The 17,325-nt window shown below is 30.2% G+C and carries 16 protein-coding genes; 11 read left to right on the top strand and 5 right to left on the bottom strand.

Annotated features, from left to right (window positions below; all coding sequences use genetic code 11):
* Nucleotides 1-82 precede the first annotated feature (82 nt).
* Both pyrE and ACFQ1R_RS07030 read left to right on the top strand, forming a co-directional pair.
* Nucleotides 83-727, top strand: a complete 645-nt coding sequence (gene pyrE, locus ACFQ1R_RS07025; RefSeq protein ID WP_379926319.1) for an orotate phosphoribosyltransferase — start codon at nt 83-85, stop codon at nt 725-727.
* Between the two features lie 80 nt (nt 728-807).
* Nucleotides 808-1,203: an SRPBCC family protein gene (locus ACFQ1R_RS07030; RefSeq protein ID WP_379925431.1), complete on the top strand. Its 396-nt coding sequence runs from the start codon at nt 808-810 to the stop codon at nt 1,201-1,203.
* On the opposite strand, the gene ACFQ1R_RS07035 is transcribed toward ACFQ1R_RS07030, so the two are convergent.
* On the bottom strand, nt 1,200-1,931 hold the full coding sequence (locus tag ACFQ1R_RS07035; protein ID WP_379925432.1) for a biotin--[acetyl-CoA-carboxylase] ligase: 732 nt from the start codon (nt 1,929-1,931) through the stop codon (nt 1,200-1,202). The two genes, ACFQ1R_RS07030 and ACFQ1R_RS07035, sit on opposite strands and share 4 nt — an antisense overlap.
* Before the next feature lie 93 nt (nt 1,932-2,024).
* Here ACFQ1R_RS07035 and rsfS point away from each other — a divergent pair, with 93 nt between their 5' ends.
* The 6 genes from rsfS to ACFQ1R_RS07065 all read left to right on the top strand — a co-directional run bounded on the left by rsfS (nt 2,025) and on the right by ACFQ1R_RS07065 (nt 6,802).
* A complete protein-coding gene (gene rsfS / locus ACFQ1R_RS07040) occupies nt 2,025-2,396 on the top strand; it encodes a ribosome silencing factor (protein ID WP_379925433.1) in 372 nt (123 codons plus the stop codon).
* Nucleotides 2,397-2,404: 8 nt separating this feature from the next.
* Nucleotides 2,405-4,348, top strand: a complete 1,944-nt coding sequence (gene ftsH / locus ACFQ1R_RS07045) for an ATP-dependent zinc metalloprotease FtsH (RefSeq protein WP_379925434.1) — start codon at nt 2,405-2,407, stop codon at nt 4,346-4,348.
* A gap of 117 nt (nt 4,349-4,465) precedes the next feature.
* A complete protein-coding gene (locus tag ACFQ1R_RS07050) occupies nt 4,466-5,074 on the top strand; it encodes an LUD domain-containing protein (protein ID WP_379925435.1) in 609 nt (202 codons plus the stop codon).
* Nucleotide 5,075: 1 nt separating this feature from the next.
* Entirely contained in the window at nt 5,076-5,897 is an 822-nt protein-coding gene (locus ACFQ1R_RS07055) for a phosphatidate cytidylyltransferase (RefSeq protein WP_379925436.1), read from the top strand.
* Complete coding sequence (locus tag ACFQ1R_RS07060; protein ID WP_379925437.1) at nt 5,887-6,543, top strand: phosphatidylserine decarboxylase family protein; 657 nt, start codon at nt 5,887-5,889, stop codon at nt 6,541-6,543. Before ACFQ1R_RS07055 ends, ACFQ1R_RS07060 begins: the two co-directional genes overlap by 11 nt.
* Nucleotides 6,536-6,802, top strand: a complete 267-nt coding sequence (locus ACFQ1R_RS07065; protein ID WP_379925438.1) for an acyl-CoA-binding protein — start codon at nt 6,536-6,538, stop codon at nt 6,800-6,802. Before ACFQ1R_RS07060 ends, ACFQ1R_RS07065 begins: the two co-directional genes overlap by 8 nt.
* A 51-nt stretch (nt 6,803-6,853) precedes the next feature.
* Here ACFQ1R_RS07065 and argS read toward each other — a convergent pair whose 3' ends face one another.
* Complete coding sequence (gene argS / locus ACFQ1R_RS07070; protein WP_379925439.1) at nt 6,854-8,629, bottom strand: arginine--tRNA ligase; 1,776 nt, start codon at nt 8,627-8,629, stop codon at nt 6,854-6,856.
* A gap of 464 nt (nt 8,630-9,093) precedes the next feature.
* Here argS and ACFQ1R_RS07075 point away from each other — a divergent pair, with 464 nt between their 5' ends.
* From ACFQ1R_RS07075 to eptA, 3 genes are all read left to right on the top strand, one after another.
* On the top strand, nt 9,094-11,130 hold the full coding sequence (locus tag ACFQ1R_RS07075; RefSeq protein WP_379925440.1) for a tetratricopeptide repeat-containing sensor histidine kinase: 2,037 nt from the start codon (nt 9,094-9,096) through the stop codon (nt 11,128-11,130).
* A 299-nt stretch (nt 11,131-11,429) separates the two neighbouring features.
* Nucleotides 11,430-12,236: a phosphatase PAP2 family protein gene (locus tag ACFQ1R_RS07080; RefSeq protein ID WP_379925441.1), complete on the top strand. Its 807-nt coding sequence runs from the start codon at nt 11,430-11,432 to the stop codon at nt 12,234-12,236.
* On the top strand, nt 12,217-13,740 hold the full coding sequence (gene eptA, locus ACFQ1R_RS07085) for a phosphoethanolamine--lipid A transferase EptA (RefSeq protein ID WP_379925442.1): 1,524 nt from the start codon (nt 12,217-12,219) through the stop codon (nt 13,738-13,740). The genes ACFQ1R_RS07080 and eptA overlap by 20 nt, the downstream gene beginning before the upstream one ends.
* A 96-nt stretch (nt 13,741-13,836) precedes the next feature.
* Here the strand turns inward: eptA and ctlX are convergent, their stop codons facing one another.
* The 3 genes from ctlX to ACFQ1R_RS07100 form a co-directional block, all read right to left on the bottom strand.
* Complete coding sequence (gene ctlX, locus ACFQ1R_RS07090; protein WP_379925443.1) at nt 13,837-14,772, bottom strand: citrulline utilization hydrolase CtlX; 936 nt, start codon at nt 14,770-14,772, stop codon at nt 13,837-13,839.
* Between the two features lie 185 nt (nt 14,773-14,957).
* Complete coding sequence (locus tag ACFQ1R_RS07095; protein WP_379926320.1) at nt 14,958-15,872, bottom strand: dimethylarginine dimethylaminohydrolase family protein; 915 nt, start codon at nt 15,870-15,872, stop codon at nt 14,958-14,960.
* 70 nt (nt 15,873-15,942) lie between these two features.
* Entirely contained in the window at nt 15,943-17,229 is a 1,287-nt protein-coding gene (locus tag ACFQ1R_RS07100; RefSeq protein ID WP_379925444.1) for a citrate synthase, read from the bottom strand.
* Between the last annotated feature and the right edge of the window lie 96 nt (nt 17,230-17,325).

Below are 17,325 nucleotides of genomic sequence, written 5' to 3' on the forward strand. Positions count from 1 at the left end.
AAACTATGCATTGTTAAAAAAAATATTTTTATTCAATCGTTCATCAGTAACAAAAACTAAATTTATGTTTATTTTTGTGGCTATGATTTTTAATAAAGATATTGCTAGAAAAACTGCTGAAGTTTTATTGCAAGTTAATGCTATAAAACTTAGCCCTAAGGAGCCATTTACTTGGGCTTCTGGTTGGAAATCACCTATTTATTGTGATAACCGTATTGTATTATCATTTCCGCCCATACGAAACTACATTCGTGAAACCATGGCTAAACAAATTGAAAAACAATATGGCAAACCCGATGTTATTGCTGGTGTAGCTACTGGCGCAATTGGTATTGGCATGTTGGTGGCAGAATATATGGGTTTACCTTTTATTTATGTTAGACCAGATGCAAAAGGCCATGGCAGAAAAAACCAAATTGAAGGTTTTATTGAACATGGACAAAATGTAGTTGTGGTTGAAGATTTGATTAGTACTGGCGGAAGCAGTTTAAATGCTGTAAAAGCTTTAAAAGAAGCACGTGTAAATGTAAAAGGTATGATTGCTATTTTTACATATGGCTTTGATGTTTCAATTAAAAATTTTGAATCTGAAAATATAAAACTTCAAACCTTAAGCGATTATAATAGTTTACTTGAACAAGCTTTAAAAACCAATTATATTTCTGAAAAAGAAGCAGCAACTTTATCGGAATGGAATACCAACCCTAGTGAATGGAACGCTATTTGATTAAAGTATGTTGTTAAGTTGTATGGCTGTTTAAACCATGCCCAACTTAACAACCTAACAACAAACAAATTACTACAAAAATGAATTTAGAATCTCCAAAAATAAGTGTTGAAAAATCTCCTGAAGACGTATTTGATTTTTTAGCTAATATTAAAAATTTCGAATCGTTAATGCCTGAAAATATTAGCAAATTTGAAGTATTAAGTGAAGACACATTTGTATTTGCTTTAAAAGGTATGCCAGAAATTGTTCTTAAAAAGAAAGAAGTTGTACCACCAAACAAAATAGTTTTAGGTGCTGCTGGCGGAAAATTAGATTTTTCATTAACTGGTAATATTACCAAGAAAGATGACGCTTCAAGCGAAGTTCAATTGGAGTTTTCGGGCGACTTTAACCCGATGATGGCTATGATGATAAAAGGCCCAATTAGCAAATTTATTGAAACACTTGCCACAAGTATTCCAAAAGCTATTTAATACAATAATGTAATTGTTTTAAATTCGAATTCTTTTATAATATCATCTTCAAGAAGTATTTGAAGACATCCAGAATTTGAAACACCTTTTATAAAACCAGAAAACATTACACCTTCAGCATCTTTAAATGTTGAAGGTTTGTTTTTTCTAAAAAGACAACTTTCGTATTTATTCTTTAGGGTTTCAAACTCATCTTTTTTCAACATATCAAAATAATACTTCAGGTTTTTAATGATAATTTGGGCAACTTCATCAATATCAAAAACACGCCCAGAAACCACTCGTAAAGATGATGCTTGTGGTAAGTTTTCAAATTCAACTTGGTTCACATTCAAACCTATACCAATAATAGAACTGGCAAATTTATTTTGTTTGACAACGTTTTCTATTAAAATACCACAAATTTTCTTGTTTTCTGACAAAATGTCGTTAGGCCATTTAACACTTAATTTATTAATAGATAAGCTTTTTAAAGTTTTAATTAAAGCCAAAGCAGTTGCCATACTTATATAAAAAGGATGTTCTAAATTATACGTTGAAACATCTTTATATACACTGAACGTGAGGTTTTTAGCCGATTGAGCACTCCAAACCGTTCCCATTTGTCCTCTGCCATTGGTTTGCTTTTTTGCCATAACAGCTGTATAATCGGTTACCAATTCGTTCCCACATAGCCGTTTTAAATAACTATTTGTTGAATCGGTGGCATTAAGTTTGATTATAAGCATGGAAAGTAATTTGTAGTATATAAAATCTTATGATAATTTTAAACTATAAAGAACTAAAAAAATAATAACTTTGCAAAAATTTAAAAAGTTTTAATGGCGAAAGAAAATATAAGTGCAGACCAATTAATATCTGTTATAATTAGTGGCATTGAAGACGTTAAAGGAAAAGAAATAAATATTCTTGATTTAAGAGAAATTGAAAATACGGTTTGCGATTATTTTATAATTTGCGAAGGAACTTCAAACACGCAAGTTAACGCTATAGTTAATTCTGTTCAGAAAAAAGTAAGCAAAGAACTTAAAGACCATCCATGGCACACAGAAGGTATGGACAATGCTGAATGGGTATTAATGGATTATGTTAATGTTGTAGTACACGTGTTTCAAAAACAAATAAGACAATACTACGATATTGAAAGTCTTTGGGGCGATGCAAAAACAACAGTTATACAAACTAGTTACTAAGAAAAAGAATGGCAAACGATAAAAAAAATATAAACGAAAACAAGCCAAAATTTAGTCCGTACTGGATTTATGGTATTTTAATTGCTCTTATTTTAGGGTATCAATTATTTAGTAGCAGCACATCACAAGATGGTAGCGACACAACACCTTCTCAATTTTTTAAATATTTAGAAGATGGTGATGTTGCAAAAGTAGATATTATAAAAAACACACGTGTTGCTAAAGTTTATTTAACTGAAGAAGCAGAAAATAAAGATATCCACAAGAAATCGAAACCAAGCTCATTTTTACCTGTAGCTTCAAAATTACCAAACTATAAATTTGAGTTTGGCGATTTACAAAATTTTGAAAATCAGTTAAACGATATTGCTAAAAACTTACCAAAAAGACCGGTTATAAAATTTGATACAGAAACTGATAATTGGGGCAATTTGTTAATGAGTATTTTACCTTTTATCCTACTTATTGGTGTTTGGATTTTTATAATGCGTCGCATGTCTGGTGGTACTGGTGGCGGTGGTGGCGGTCAAATTTTCAACATAGGAAAATCTAAAGCAAAACTTTTTGACCAAAATACAGAAGTAAAAACCACATTTAAAGATGTTGCTGGTTTAGAAGGGGCAAAAGAAGAAGTTCAAGAAATTGTAGATTTCCTTAAATTTCCTGAAAAATACACCTCATTAGGAGGAAAAATACCAAAAGGCGCGTTACTTGTAGGACCTCCAGGCACAGGAAAAACATTATTAGCAAGAGCCGTTGCTGGTGAAGCAAAAGTGCCATTCTTCTCATTATCTGGGTCAGATTTCGTAGAAATGTTTGTTGGTGTTGGTGCGTCTCGTGTTCGAGATTTATTCAAACAAGCCAAAGAAAAATCACCTTCAATTATTTTTATTGACGAAATTGATGCCATTGGTCGTGCAAGAGGTAAAAACGCCATGTCTGGAAGTAATGACGAACGTGAAAACACTTTAAATCAATTATTAACAGAAATGGATGGTTTTGGCACAAACACCAACGTTATTGTGCTTGCTGCAACCAATAGAGCCGATATTTTGGATACCGCTTTAATGCGTGCTGGACGTTTTGATAGACAAATTTATGTTGATTTACCAGACGTTAGAGAGCGTAAAGAAATTTTCGAAGTACATTTAAGACCGCTTAAAAAAGCCGAAAATTTAGACCTAGACTTCTTATCAAAACAAACACCAGGGTTTTCTGGTGCCGATATAGCAAATGTTTGTAACGAAGCTGCTTTAATAGCTGCTAGAAATGGAAAAAAATCTGTAGATAAACAAGATTTTCTTGATGCCGTTGATAGAATTATTGGTGGTTTAGAAAAGAAAAATAAAATTATTACACCAAGTGAAAAACGTGCAGTAGCTTTTCATGAAGCTGGTCACGCTGTTGTAAGTTGGATGCTAGAACATGCTGCACCACTTGTAAAGGTAACTATTGTGCCACGTGGACGTTCGTTAGGCGCTGCTTGGTATTTACCAGAAGAACGTTTAATAGTTAGACCAGAGCAAATGCTAGATGAAATGTGTGCTGCTTTGGGTGGTCGTGCAGCTGAAAAAGTTATTTTCAATAACATCTCAACTGGTGCATTAAGCGATTTAGAAAAAGTAACAAAACAAGCAAGAGCTATGGTAACTATTTATGGCTTAAGCGATAAAATTGGAAACTTAACTTATTACGATTCATCTGGACAAAACGAATATGGTTTTACAAAACCATATAGCGAACAAACAGCTGAATTGATAGACAAAGAAATTTCAGATATTATTGAAAAACAATATCAACGTGCTATCAAACTTTTAGAAGATAACAAAGACAAACTTACAGAGCTTGCAGAAGTACTTCTTGAAAAAGAAGTTATTTTTAAAGACAATCTTGAAAAAATATTTGGTGAACGTGCTTTTGAAAAAGAAGACGTTGAAACACAAGAAAAGTAAGTTTTTTTTATATTTTGATAAGCTTTAAGTAAAAATCTTAAATTAACAGTACTGTTAATTTAAGATTTTTTATATTTGATAACCTCAAAAAGAATTATATTAATAGCAGTGTACTAAATGAGTCTTTTTAGAAAAATTTTTGGTCTGAAACCAGACGAATCTACTGAAGATGTAAAGTCTAATGAAAGAGGCAAATATATGCCCGAAATTAAGCTACCTATTGATGAAAAGTTTACTATAAACTTTAAAGCCAATGGCGGCAAGTTTCTGTATTGTGAAAATTTAAATGAAATTTACAACAATCTTGAAAGCATTATTGAAGAAAATAATTGGACTGACAAAGAAACTTTAATACTAGACGACAACTTAAAAGATCGTTTTAAAAACTCAGAATTACAACCTACTACCAAAGTAAGTGAAGCAACCATTTTTTTAACAACCTGCGAAAACCTAATAGCAAATGATGGTTCGTTATTAATTTCATCCAAACAAATTTTTGAAAAAAAATTACCAGAATTACCTGCAAACTTTATTGTTTTTGCTACAACAAGTCAAATAGTAGAGAATATTGGTGAAGGTTTAAGAGGTATCAAATTTAAAAACAAACAAAAAATCCCAACAAACATAACTACCATAAAACACTTCAAATCTAATGATGAAAAAGATTTTTTAAGTTATGGCAGCAGTGCAAAAAATCTATACCTACTCCTTTTAGAAGATTTATAGAATGAAAGAAATTCTTATTCGGGCGTTTTCAGGCTTGCTATATGTATTGCTTTTAATTCTATGCCTATACAATCAACATTTACTAATTGCGCTTTTTTTTGTTTTTGGCATCATTTGCCTATTTGAATTTAAAAAATTAATTCAACTTAAAAACATCATTCCCTATTTTATATTTTGTATCCTTTATGCTGTTTTTGTGTATTGGCAACTACTTTTGAAAACAAAAACAGGCATTGATGAAGCTGTACAAATACTTATGGTTCTTACTATTTTTATTGAGCTTTTTTTAATAAAAGACTTGTTTTCTGAAAAAGCAACACCGCTTTTTAGCTCAAAACAATTTGTACTTACTACGTTTTATATATCAAGTGCTTTTGTTTTTTTAATTTTAATTGCAGATTATCATGAAACATACAACCCAAATATTCTTTTAGGATGTTTTATTTTAGTTTGGGTTAACGATTCTTTTGCTTATTTAGTTGGAAAAAACTTTGGCAAACAAAAGCTTTTTGAAAAAATTTCACCTAAAAAAACAGTAGAAGGTTTTCTAGGTGGTTTACTTTTTTCGTGTATCGCTAGCTATTTTATTGCTACCTTTACACAAACTTTAAACTTTACGAGTTGGCTAATTTTAAGTATTGTTGTAAGTGTTTTTGGTACTATAGGCGACTTAATAGAATCTAAGTTTAAAAGACAAGCGAACGTAAAGGATAGTGGTAAAATAATGCCCGGTCATGGAGGCTTGCTAGATAGGTTAGATAGCATTATTTTTGCCGCACCATTTATATATTTATTTTTAAGAATTTTACATTATGTTTCATAAAGAAGGCCATAAAATTATATTTCTAACATTTGTATTTGTTGTTGGCAGCTCGTTATTAGCTGATAGTTTTATACCTATTAATTGGCTAAGAACCATTGTATTAATTACATTATTAGTGTTTTTAATCCTCATACTTCAATTTTTTAGAAACCCTAAACGCCATACTGTTTTAAATAACAAGCAAGTAGTTTCACCTGTTGATGGTAAAGTAGTAGTCATTGAAGAAGTATTTGAAAAAGAATTTTTTAATGACAAACGTTTGCAAGTAAGTGTATTTATGTCTCCAATAAATGTACATGTAACACGTTATCCTATAAGTGGCAATGTTATTTTTAGTAAATACCATCCTGGTAAATATTTAGTAGCATGGCATCCAAAAGCAAGCGAAGAAAATGAGCGTACAACCGTAGTTGTAGAAAACGACACTTACGGAAAAGTACTTTACAGACAAATTGCAGGAGCTTTAGCAAAACGTATAGTAAACTATGCTAAAATTAATGACAAAGCTACACAAGGTGCCGATTCTGGATTTATAAAATTTGGCTCAAGAGTAGATTTGTATTTACCTCTAGATACTAAAATTAAAGTAGAACTTAACCAAAAAGTTCGTGGTGGCGAAAGTATAATTGCCGAAGTAAATGACTAATGACGCATTAGAAATAGAATTTCAAGAAGCTGTAAGTCGTGTAAATGCTTACACCGAGCCTTTTCCTGCCGATGTACTTTTAAACCTATATGCGTACTACAAAAAGGCTACAAACAACTACAGTCGGCCAAGTAGTAAAAAAGCCATTATCAATGCTTTTAAAACAAATGCTTTATTTCAGGTAAAGAATATATCTCAAAACGAAGCGAAGCGTTTGTATATTGATTTGGTGAACAAGTATTTTTTGTACGGAAAGTAACACAAGATAAATTCCAAAAAATAAATTGCAATACCTTTTTTTTAGGTTTTATTACATTCTCTCAGGAACCTGAATTCCTAAAACATGAAAGGCATTCTTAATGGTTGAAGCCACAATTTTAGAAAGTTGTACTCTAAATACTTTTTCAGTATCATTATCGGCACCTAAAATAGATACGTTTTGGTAAAATGAATTAAATTCCTTTACCAACTCATAAGTATAATTAGCAACCAATGCCGGACTGTGTTGCGAAGCTGCATTTTGAATAACATCAGGAAATAACTCCAATTGTTTTATAAGCTCTTTTTCTTTTTGATGAAGCGGCATTTCTACATTAACCGATAAATTAAAATCTGCTTTTCGTAAAATAGCTTGTATTCTGGCGTAAGTATATTGAATAAACGGTCCTGTGTTTCCTTGAAAATCGATAGATTCTTTTGGGTCGAATAAAATACGCTTTTTAGGATCTACTTTTAAGATGTAATATTTTAAAGCACCCAAGCCAATGGTTTTATATAACGCTTGTTTTTCAGTTTCAGTATAGCCATCAAGTTTTCCAAGTTCTTCTGAAATTTCACCTGCAGTTGAAGCCATTTCATTAATTAAATCGTCGGCATCAACAACAGTTCCTTCTCTACTTTTCATTTTACCGCTAGGTAAATCAACCATTCCATAGCTTAAATGATATAGGTTTTTTGCCCAATCAAAACCTAATTTCTTCAAAATTAAAAAAAGCACTTGAAAATGATAATCTTGCTCATTACCAACGGTATAAACCATGCCACCAACATCAGGAAAATCTTTAATACGTTGTATAGCAGTTCCAATATCTTGGGTCATGTAAACTGCTGTACCATCAGAACGTTGTACTATTTTTTTATCTAAACCATCTTCGGTTAAATCGCACCAAATTGAACCATCGGCTTCTTGAACAAAAACACCCGACTTTAAACCTTCTGTAACAAATTCTTTTCCTAATAAATAGGTATTACTTTCATAATACAAAGTATCAAAATCTACTCCTATGTTTTTGTAAGTTTCATTAAAACCTTCATAAACCCAACCATTCATTTTTTCCCAAAGCGCTACAGTTTCTGCATCACCTGCTTCCCATTTCAAAAGCATGTTTTGAGCTTCAAATAATAAAGGTGCATTCTTTTTTGCTTCATCTTCCGCTTTACCCGATTTTACTAAAGCTTCAATCTCTTTTTTATACTCTTGGTCAAACTTCACATAATAATTACCAACCAGTTTATCTCCTTTTAAGCCTGTACTTTTTGGTGTTTCGCCATTACCAAACAGTTTCCAAGCCAACATACTTTTACAAATATGAATACCGCGATCGTTTATAATTTGGGTTTTATATACCTTTTTGCCAGATGCTTTTAAAATTTCGGCAACACTATAGCCTAATAAATTATTTCTAACATGCCCTAAATGCAACGGTTTGTTTGTGTTGGGTGAAGAATACTCAACCATTATAGCTTTTTCATCTGCTTGGGGTGAAACAAAACCATATAGTGCATTTTCTTTTATACTATTAAAAAATTTAACATAATACGCATCACTTATTTCAACATTTAAAAAGCCTTTTACTACATTATAAGCTTTAACATCTGCAACATTTTCAACTAAATAATCACCAATAGTTTCACCTATTTGCATAGGATTTCCTTTAATAAAACGTAACATTGGAAAAATTACAACCGTTATATCGCCAGCAAACTCTTTTCTAGTTGCTTGAAATTCTACCGTTTCTAAGGCAATATTAAATGATGCTAAAACCGCTTGTTTTACTTGATTTGATAACGTTACTTGAAGGCTCATTAATAGTCAATTTTTTAAAGTGAGCAAAGATAAAACTTTTATTAAAGCTTTACTTTAAAATTTGGCTTAATAAAAACTAGTTATATTATTAAAAATGTAATACAACTATTTAAAGTAATACAATAATTTGATTTTTTTAGCTTTTCACCTTCATTCTAAAACATTAAAAAGGCTAATGCATTTCATCGACAAAAGTGCTTTTTTTCTATGTTTTTTGCCGTTAATCTATTCGTCGATTTTTTAGCATTTTTCACTTTGTCATTTTAACTAATTTATTGGTAGAAAAACGCAGAAATTAGATTTTAAAAAGGCTTTTTCCAACTTTTGCGTGGTAAAGCTATTAATATCCTTTCGAGGATTTTTTTTTAACCAACAAAAACATTACAGCTTGATAGGTATTACTTATTTCCCTCAAATAAGATACACTATATTATGGCTTTATTATTAGTTGTAATACATATTGTATGAGGAAAATAATTACTTTAATTATTATATTATCTGTATTCTTAGGTCACTCTCAGACCAAAGAGTTAGATAGCCTTTCCATACAACTTGCCTTTGAAAATCAAGACACCTTAAAAGTAAGAACATCATTAAAACTTATAAAATCACTATATGATATTAAGGATTATGATAGAGCTTTAAAATATATTATTGAAAGTGAAAAACTATCAACAAGTTTAAACTACACGAAAGGCATTGCCGAAACAACTTATTTCAAAGCTCTCATTTATGCCCAAAAAAGTGATTATATTAATGCTATTTCTGGTTATGAAAAATCAAAAAATTTATACCGAAATTTAAATGACTCACTAGGTGTTGCAAAAATTAATAACAGTATAAGTTTAATAGAAATTAAACGAGGTAATTACTCAAAAGGTATTCAATATGCCTTAGCAGCCATAAATCAACTTGAAAAAAAGAACCTAAAAAAAGAATTAAGCACCGCATACAGCAACCTAGCCAAAGCATATCAAAACATAAATGCAGCAGACAAAGCTATTGACTATGGTTTAAAAGCAGTTGAAAACCAAATACAAATAAATGATAATGTAGGACTTACACAATCTTACAGTTTACTGGCCGAAGTATATTCATCAAAAAATGAAAATAGAAAAGCTATTGAGTATTATGAAAAGGTTTTAAAAGGAAAAAACAAAGATATTGATTCTTTAAAAGGTCGCATATTTCCAAAATTAGGTGCCGAATATTTAAAGTTTAACGATTATGAAAAAGCTTCAAACTATTTAAATGAAGGCTTAAACATTAACCGAAAATTTGATAACAAACAAGGCGTTTTATTCGCGCTTAACACACTGGGCGATTTAAACTTACAAACCAACAAATTAACACAGGCAGAAGAACAACTTTATGAAGCTGGTACTATTGCTAAAAGTTTAAATAACAAATCTGAATTACTTAGATATTATAAATTAATGATTGCGTTAGACTCTACAAAAAACAAATTTGAGAGTGCTTTTATGTGGCAACGTGAATATTTCAATCTAAAAAACAGCCTTAATAGTTATAAACATAATAATAACGATACTGTTGCCTTAGAGTTTAACCCAAATTTTGAAAAAGAATTAGATGAAACTAATGATGATTCTTTTGCTGGCTTAGGCGGAAGTTTTGATAAGTTTAAACTAATATTTTATGGCTTATTAGCTGCACTTGCAATTGTTTCAACGTTTTTAATTTTAATCTATTTAAAACGAAACAGTAACATTAAATACACGCAAGAATTAGAAGAAAAAAACCTAAAAATTGAATTACAAAACGAGGCTTTTGTAGAACAAACAAAACACTTAGAAAACGTAAACAACGTAAAAGACAAACTATTTTCTATTGTCTCACACGATTTAAAAGACTCACTTTCATCAATTAATGGATTTATAGATTTATTAAAAGACGGTTCTTTAAGCAGAGAAGAATTTGATAATCTAATTCCAGAATTAAGCGAAAACGCTAACAATGCATCACTTTTATTATTCAACTTACTAAATTGGTCTAAATCGCAAATGCAATCTTTAGAACCAAAACCAACCTTGTTTGATATACAAGAAGTTTTTGAAGAAAAAGTAAAACTAATCGACCAACGCATGGAAAGCAAAGGCATCGAATTAGTAGACCATTCATTACGCGATTTTGCTTATGCAGATAGAAGCATGTTCGAAATTGTTGTACAAAACCTACTTGCAAACGCCTTAAAATTCTGCAAAAGTGGCGATACAATCACTATTTCAAACCACATAAGCAACGGAAGTTGCATTATTAGTATTGCAGATACAGGTATTGGCATATCAAAACAAAACATAGACAAACTATTTAAAAACAGTTCGTTCACCACAGTTGGTACCAATAATGAAAAAGGTACAGGTTTAGGCTTATCAATATGTAAAGAGTTGGTAGAACTGAATAACGGTAAAATTTGGGTTGAAAGCACACCAAATGTAGGTAGTACGTTTTATGTACAGTTACCAAAATCTAGACCATCTTAGTGTTTTATCTACTACTTATAAGCATAAAACTGTTTAAAATCTTTTAAAAATAATAACTAAAGAAGCATAGATTTTATTATTTTCAACATAGTAATCAATATAACATCACTATATATTATTGTACCAACACACAGTAAATACTTCAAAAAAAAGTCAATCTTGATTAATTTATTAAAATTAACTGGTTCAATTTGACTATATAAAAAATTCAAACTAAATTCGTTTTAACTTCTGCTATATAGAAAAAATTGTATATGTTAAATAATTCTAAATTGGATAATATTGTAATTAATAATTTTATGAATTTAAAATTAAAGTTACTTATCCCTTCCTTTTTGTTACTATTGTTAATTTATCTATATTTTATTATTTTTAATAACGGTGCTAACTACACTTATGCATATATAAATATTCAAAAAGATTTATTTTTTTTTCTTAACAATAAATTATCACAATATCCAAATTTACAGTTCAACCTAACTCAACTAGGTGATGTAATTATATTTTTCCCTTTTTTAAGTATATTTATTATTTATGCCCCTAAAGTGTGGGATGCATTGTTAATATCTGCTATAATTTCATTAATAGTTTCTGCTACATTAAAAAAATTATTTGCAGTACCAAGACCAGCTGCTATTTTTAACAATGACAGTTTTAGCATAATTGGAAAAACACTTACAGGACACACATCTTTACCTTCAGGACATTCCATAGCTACTTTTATTGTAATAACAATTGTATTGTATGCTTTTATGCCAAAAAAACACAAAAAACTTTGGTATATTTTTATGCTTTTGTTGGGTTTAATAATAGCTTTTTCAAGAGTTGGTGTTGGTGCTCATTATCCACTTGATGTAATAATTGGAAGTACAATTGGTTATATAGTGACCATTATTGGTATTAAAATAAGTAATGTTGTAAATTTGTTTTCTTGTATTAAAAACAAAAAAAACTATCCTATTTTTATGTTAGTTTTAGCTGTTTGGAGTTTTTTTATTATTAAGAAAATTATAGACTTAAATCTACCAATTTTTTATATTTCATTATTAGCTTTAGTTGTAACACTATATTTAATAACAAGTACCTATGTTAAAAAAACCAATTAGATTAACTTATTTTGCCTTATTAGTTAGCTTTATTAATCTTATTTTATACCATTATCCTTTTTATAAATTTGTTTGTGCTAATTTTGATATTAATAGTTTAAATGGCATTACACTTATTGTTAGTTTAACCATTTTAGCCTTAGTTTTAAATGCATTATTTTTTTATATCCTATTTTACACACTACGCATTTTTGGTAAATGGTTATTAGTTATCTTTTTTATTATCAATGCAATTGCGTTATATTTTATAAATAATTACGGTATTATTATAGATGAAACAATGATTGGTAATATTCTCAATACTAATTTTGAAGAGTCTAGTAGTTTCTTTTCTTTTTCTTTAATACTATACTTAATTTTTTTAGGAATAATTCCAAGTATTTTAATTTTTAAAATAAAACCCATTAACATACCGTTTAAAAAGTTTTTAGTGCATGTGTTTTTAACTCTTATTTTTCTATTGTCACTTGCTTTTGCTAACTCAAAAAATTGGTTATGGATAGACAAAAATTCAAAAACTTTAGGGGGTTTGGTTATGCCTTGGTGTTATGCCGTCAACACACATTTATTTTACCTTCATAAAAACCAAAAAAATAAGGAACAAATTTTATTACCAAAAGCGACAATAAAAGACACTAAAAAATCTATAGTTGTACTAGTAATAGGAGAATCTGCAAGAAGTAAGAATTTTTCTTTATACGGTTACAAGAAAAACACCAACCCATTACTTTCAAAAATAAGTAATGTGTATAGTTACAAAGCAGAATCAAATGCAACATATACTACTGCTGGTGTTAAAAGTATTTTAGAACATAAAAGCAGTAATAAGTTATATGAGATATTACCAAATTATTTATTTAGAAGTAATGTTGAGGTTTTCTGGAAAAGCACAAATTGGGGAGAACCTACTGTTAAAATTAAAAATTATCAAAACAAAGAAGATTTAAAAAAACTTTGCGTTGGAAATAAGTGCGATTATGATGAAATTTTACTCAATGGTTTAAAAGAACAGATATTAACAAGTAAAAAAAATAAAATATTAGTAGTTTTACATACAAGCACAAGTCATGGACCAACATACTATAAAAAATACCCTACAGAGTTTAATAAATTTAATCCTGTATGCAAAAGTGTTGAGTTAGCAAATTGCACCCAAGAAGAACTAACAAATGCTTATGACAATACGATTGTTTATACAGATTATATTTTAGCTAGCTTAATAGAAGAATTAAAACAAATTGAAGAATATAATTCTTCTCTTATTTACATTTCCGACCACGGTGAGTCTTTAGGTGAAAATAATTTATACATGCATGGTATACCTGTAAGCATGGCTCCAAAAGAGCAACTTGAAATACCATTTATTGTATGGTTATCTGATGGATCAAGAAAACTTAAAGAAAATAAAATGCTATCTCAACACCATGTTTTCCATAGTATTTTAGATTTTTTAGCAGTAGGAAGCCCAATTTATAATGAAGACATGAGTATTTTTAAAAAGTGATTTTTTATTTTTTTAAATCAGTTGTTAATACAATGATTATTTATTGTTTTGACAGTTTTTATCCTACGCAATAACCAAAAATTCAATAGATAAGATTTAACTTTTAGGCAAAAACACTTCTGCCATCATACAACGAGCACTACCACCACCACAAGCTTCAATAGTATCTAAAGAACTTGAAAGTATTTTAGTATGCTTCTCAAGACGCTCTATTTGGTTTTTGGTAAGTGAATTATACGCTGCATCACTCATTATTAAATAACGTTCTTGGTTTAAACCTTGTATCTGTAACATATTACCCGCAAAATTAGTAACCTGTGCTTCGGTAATATCAATAATATCTTTATCATCTTCTTTTAAATGGCTTATTACGTTTTTGCATTCCGTTTTGTCATCAATACTACTTAAACAAATAACAGCAAATGTTTCACCAATGCACATCATTACATTTGTATGGTATATTGCTTTTCGCTGCCCGTTTACGGTTTGGTTAGCAGTAAAAATTACTGGTGTATATTCAAAATCTTCACAAAACTCAATAAACAAATCTTCATCAGCTCTTGCCGATAAAGCACAATATGCTTTTCGGTTTACACGGTCTAAAACCAAACTTCCTGTACCTTCAAGAAACACATGTTCATCTTCAGCACTGGTATAATCATAAACATTATTTATTTCAAAACCCTGTTCTTCTAGCGTTTCTAAAATATCTTCCCTACGCTCTAAACGTCTGTTTTCTGCAAACATAGGATACAACCCAACGTCGCCATTTTCATGAAACGAAACCCAATTATTTGGAAAAATGGAATCGGGCGTATCAAATTCGTTAGTATCATTAACCACAATGACATTTACACCTATACCACGCAACTTTTCAACATAGCTATCAAACTCTTGTTGGGCTTTTGCATTTACTGTTTGAGGTAATACAGTATTTAACACCTTTTGGTAGTAGTTGTTTACGGCAGTTTGCTCATTCATCCTAAAATTTATAGGGCGAATCATTAAAATTGTGTTTGTGGTTTGTTGCATGACTAAACGGTATTAGAGAGCAAAAATAAAACTATTTAAGCTATTAAAATTAGAGAATTACACTTGATTTTATAAGAAAAATAGAACCAAATTCATTTAACAAGCGATTATATTCATTAAAAATGGAACTTTAGCTTTGTATTAAATGAAAGCTAAAAACTGGGATTCCTGCTTTCGCAGGAATTTTAATCACGAATTAAGGGCATTGTTGTACAACGCAACAAACCTTCTTGTTTTCCTATTTCAGCATAAGGCACTTCTTCAACAATAAAACCTTGTTGGCGTAACCAAGTGTTTAGTCGTGTAAAGTTTTTTTCTGAAATTATAACGTCTTCAGATATTGAGAAAATGTTACTATTCATATCGTACATTTCATCTTTAGTTATTTCAAACACGTTTTCTTTTCCGAAGAAATTTACTAACCAATTATATTCACGTTCAATTAAAAACCCATTTTTATGAATAATGGCTTTGTTTTTTCCGATAGGTTGAAAACAACAATCTAAATGCAGCGCATTTTCTTTAGCATTAGTATTCGATTTTCTAAGTTCGAAAGACTTTACGGTTTTTTCTGGAAATAATTCTTGTATGGCAATAACAGCATCCATATTGGTACGTGCTGTAATTAATTCTGGATAATCTTCACCGGAATAAGTGCCTATAAAAACATAATCGTTCCAAGGCATGACGTCGCCACCTTCTACATGGCATTCTGGAGGTAGAATAATTCTATTTTTTCTTTCAACCTGATTCCACACATAGCGAATGGCTTCAATTTCCTTTTCTCTATCTGGTAAAATATTGGCTCTTATTATTTTATCTTCAATTACAAAGGCAATATCTCTCGAAAATATTTGATTACAATTTTTAATAACATTGGGTCTATATACTTCAACATCATATTTTTTAAAAACAGCAGCAACAGCTTCCATTTCGTTAATCATATCTACTTCTTTAGGATAAATTCCTGCAACTACATGTTCTTTACTTTTAGGGTCGTAACAATCTTCCACACTTGGTGTTGGCCCATTACTTTCTGCTGTTCCTAAAATAACAGTACGAAGTCTTGAAGTTTCGTTTTTTATATTGAGTTGTAACATGCTGTAAATATAAAAAAGCTTCATAATGTTTAGTTATGAAGCTTTAAATATTTAACAATTAAAAAGGTTTTTAACGCTCTTCAACAGGTACAAACGGTCTTAAAGTTGCGCCTGTATAAATTTGTCTAGGACGTCCTATTGGTTCTTTATTTAAACGCATTTCACGCCATTGTGCTATCCAACCTGGTAAACGACCTAATGCAAACATTACGGTAAACATATCGGTTGGAATACCCATACCTCTATAAATAATTCCTGAATAGAAATCAACGTTTGGATATAATTTTCTATCTACAAAGTACTGATCTTCTAATGCTTCTTTTTCAAGTCCTTTTGCAATATCTAAAACCGGATCTTCAACGCCTAAACTTCCTAATACATCATCAGCTGCTTTTTTAATGATTTTAGCACGTGGATCGAAGTTTTTGTAAACTCGGTGACCAAAGCCCATTAAACGGAACGGATCTTCTTTGTCTTTTGCTTTCGCCATGTATTTTTTTGTATCGCCACCATCTTCCTTTATAGCTTCCAACATTTCTAATACTGCTTGATTAGCACCACCATGAAGTGGACCCCAAAGTGCAGAAATACCAGCAGATAATGATGCAAACAATCCTGCATGGGATGAACCTGTAATTCTAACTGTTGAAGTAGAGCAGTTTTGTTCGTGGTCTGCATGTAAAATTAATAGTTTATCTAATGCATCAACTAAAATTTTGTTTTGCACATAACATGCATTAGGTTGGCTAAACATCATTTTTAGAATGTTTTCAACATAACCTAATGAATTATCGCCATAGTCTAAAGGTAAACCTGCTTTTCTGCGGTAAGTCCATGCTACTAAAACAGGAAATTTACCCATAATTTTAACTACAGACTTATACATTTCTGCTTCAGAATTTACATTTACTGAAGACGGATTAAACGCTGTTAATGCACTTGTTAATGAAGATATTACGCCCATTGGATGAGCCGATTTTGGAAACGCTTCTATAATTTTTTTAATATCTTCATCTACAACAGATTGTGCTTTAATATCATCATGAAACTTATCATTTTGTTCTTTGGTTGGTAATTCTCCAAAAATTAATAAGTATGCAACTTCTAAAAAATCTGCTTTTTCAGCTAACTCTTCAATAGAATATCCTCTATAACGTAAAATCCCTTTTTCACCATCTAAAAATGTAATAGCACTTTCACACGATCCTGTATTTTTATATCCTGGATCAATAGTAATTACACCATCTGATGCACTTCTAAAATTTGAAATATCTATAGCTAGTTCATTTTCTGTTCCTTCTATTACGGGAAGTTCTATCTTTTTTCCGTTAACTTCAATAGTAGCAGTATTTGCCATAAGTTTGAATGATTTTTTAAAATTCTTAAATTGGATTGCTAATTTACAAAATATCTTATTAGTACTATAAATGATATAAACAAAGATTTTATCATT

Source organism: Mariniflexile jejuense, from assembly GCF_042675665.1.
In the GTDB taxonomy this organism is placed as follows: domain Bacteria; phylum Bacteroidota; class Bacteroidia; order Flavobacteriales; family Flavobacteriaceae; genus Mariniflexile; species Mariniflexile jejuense.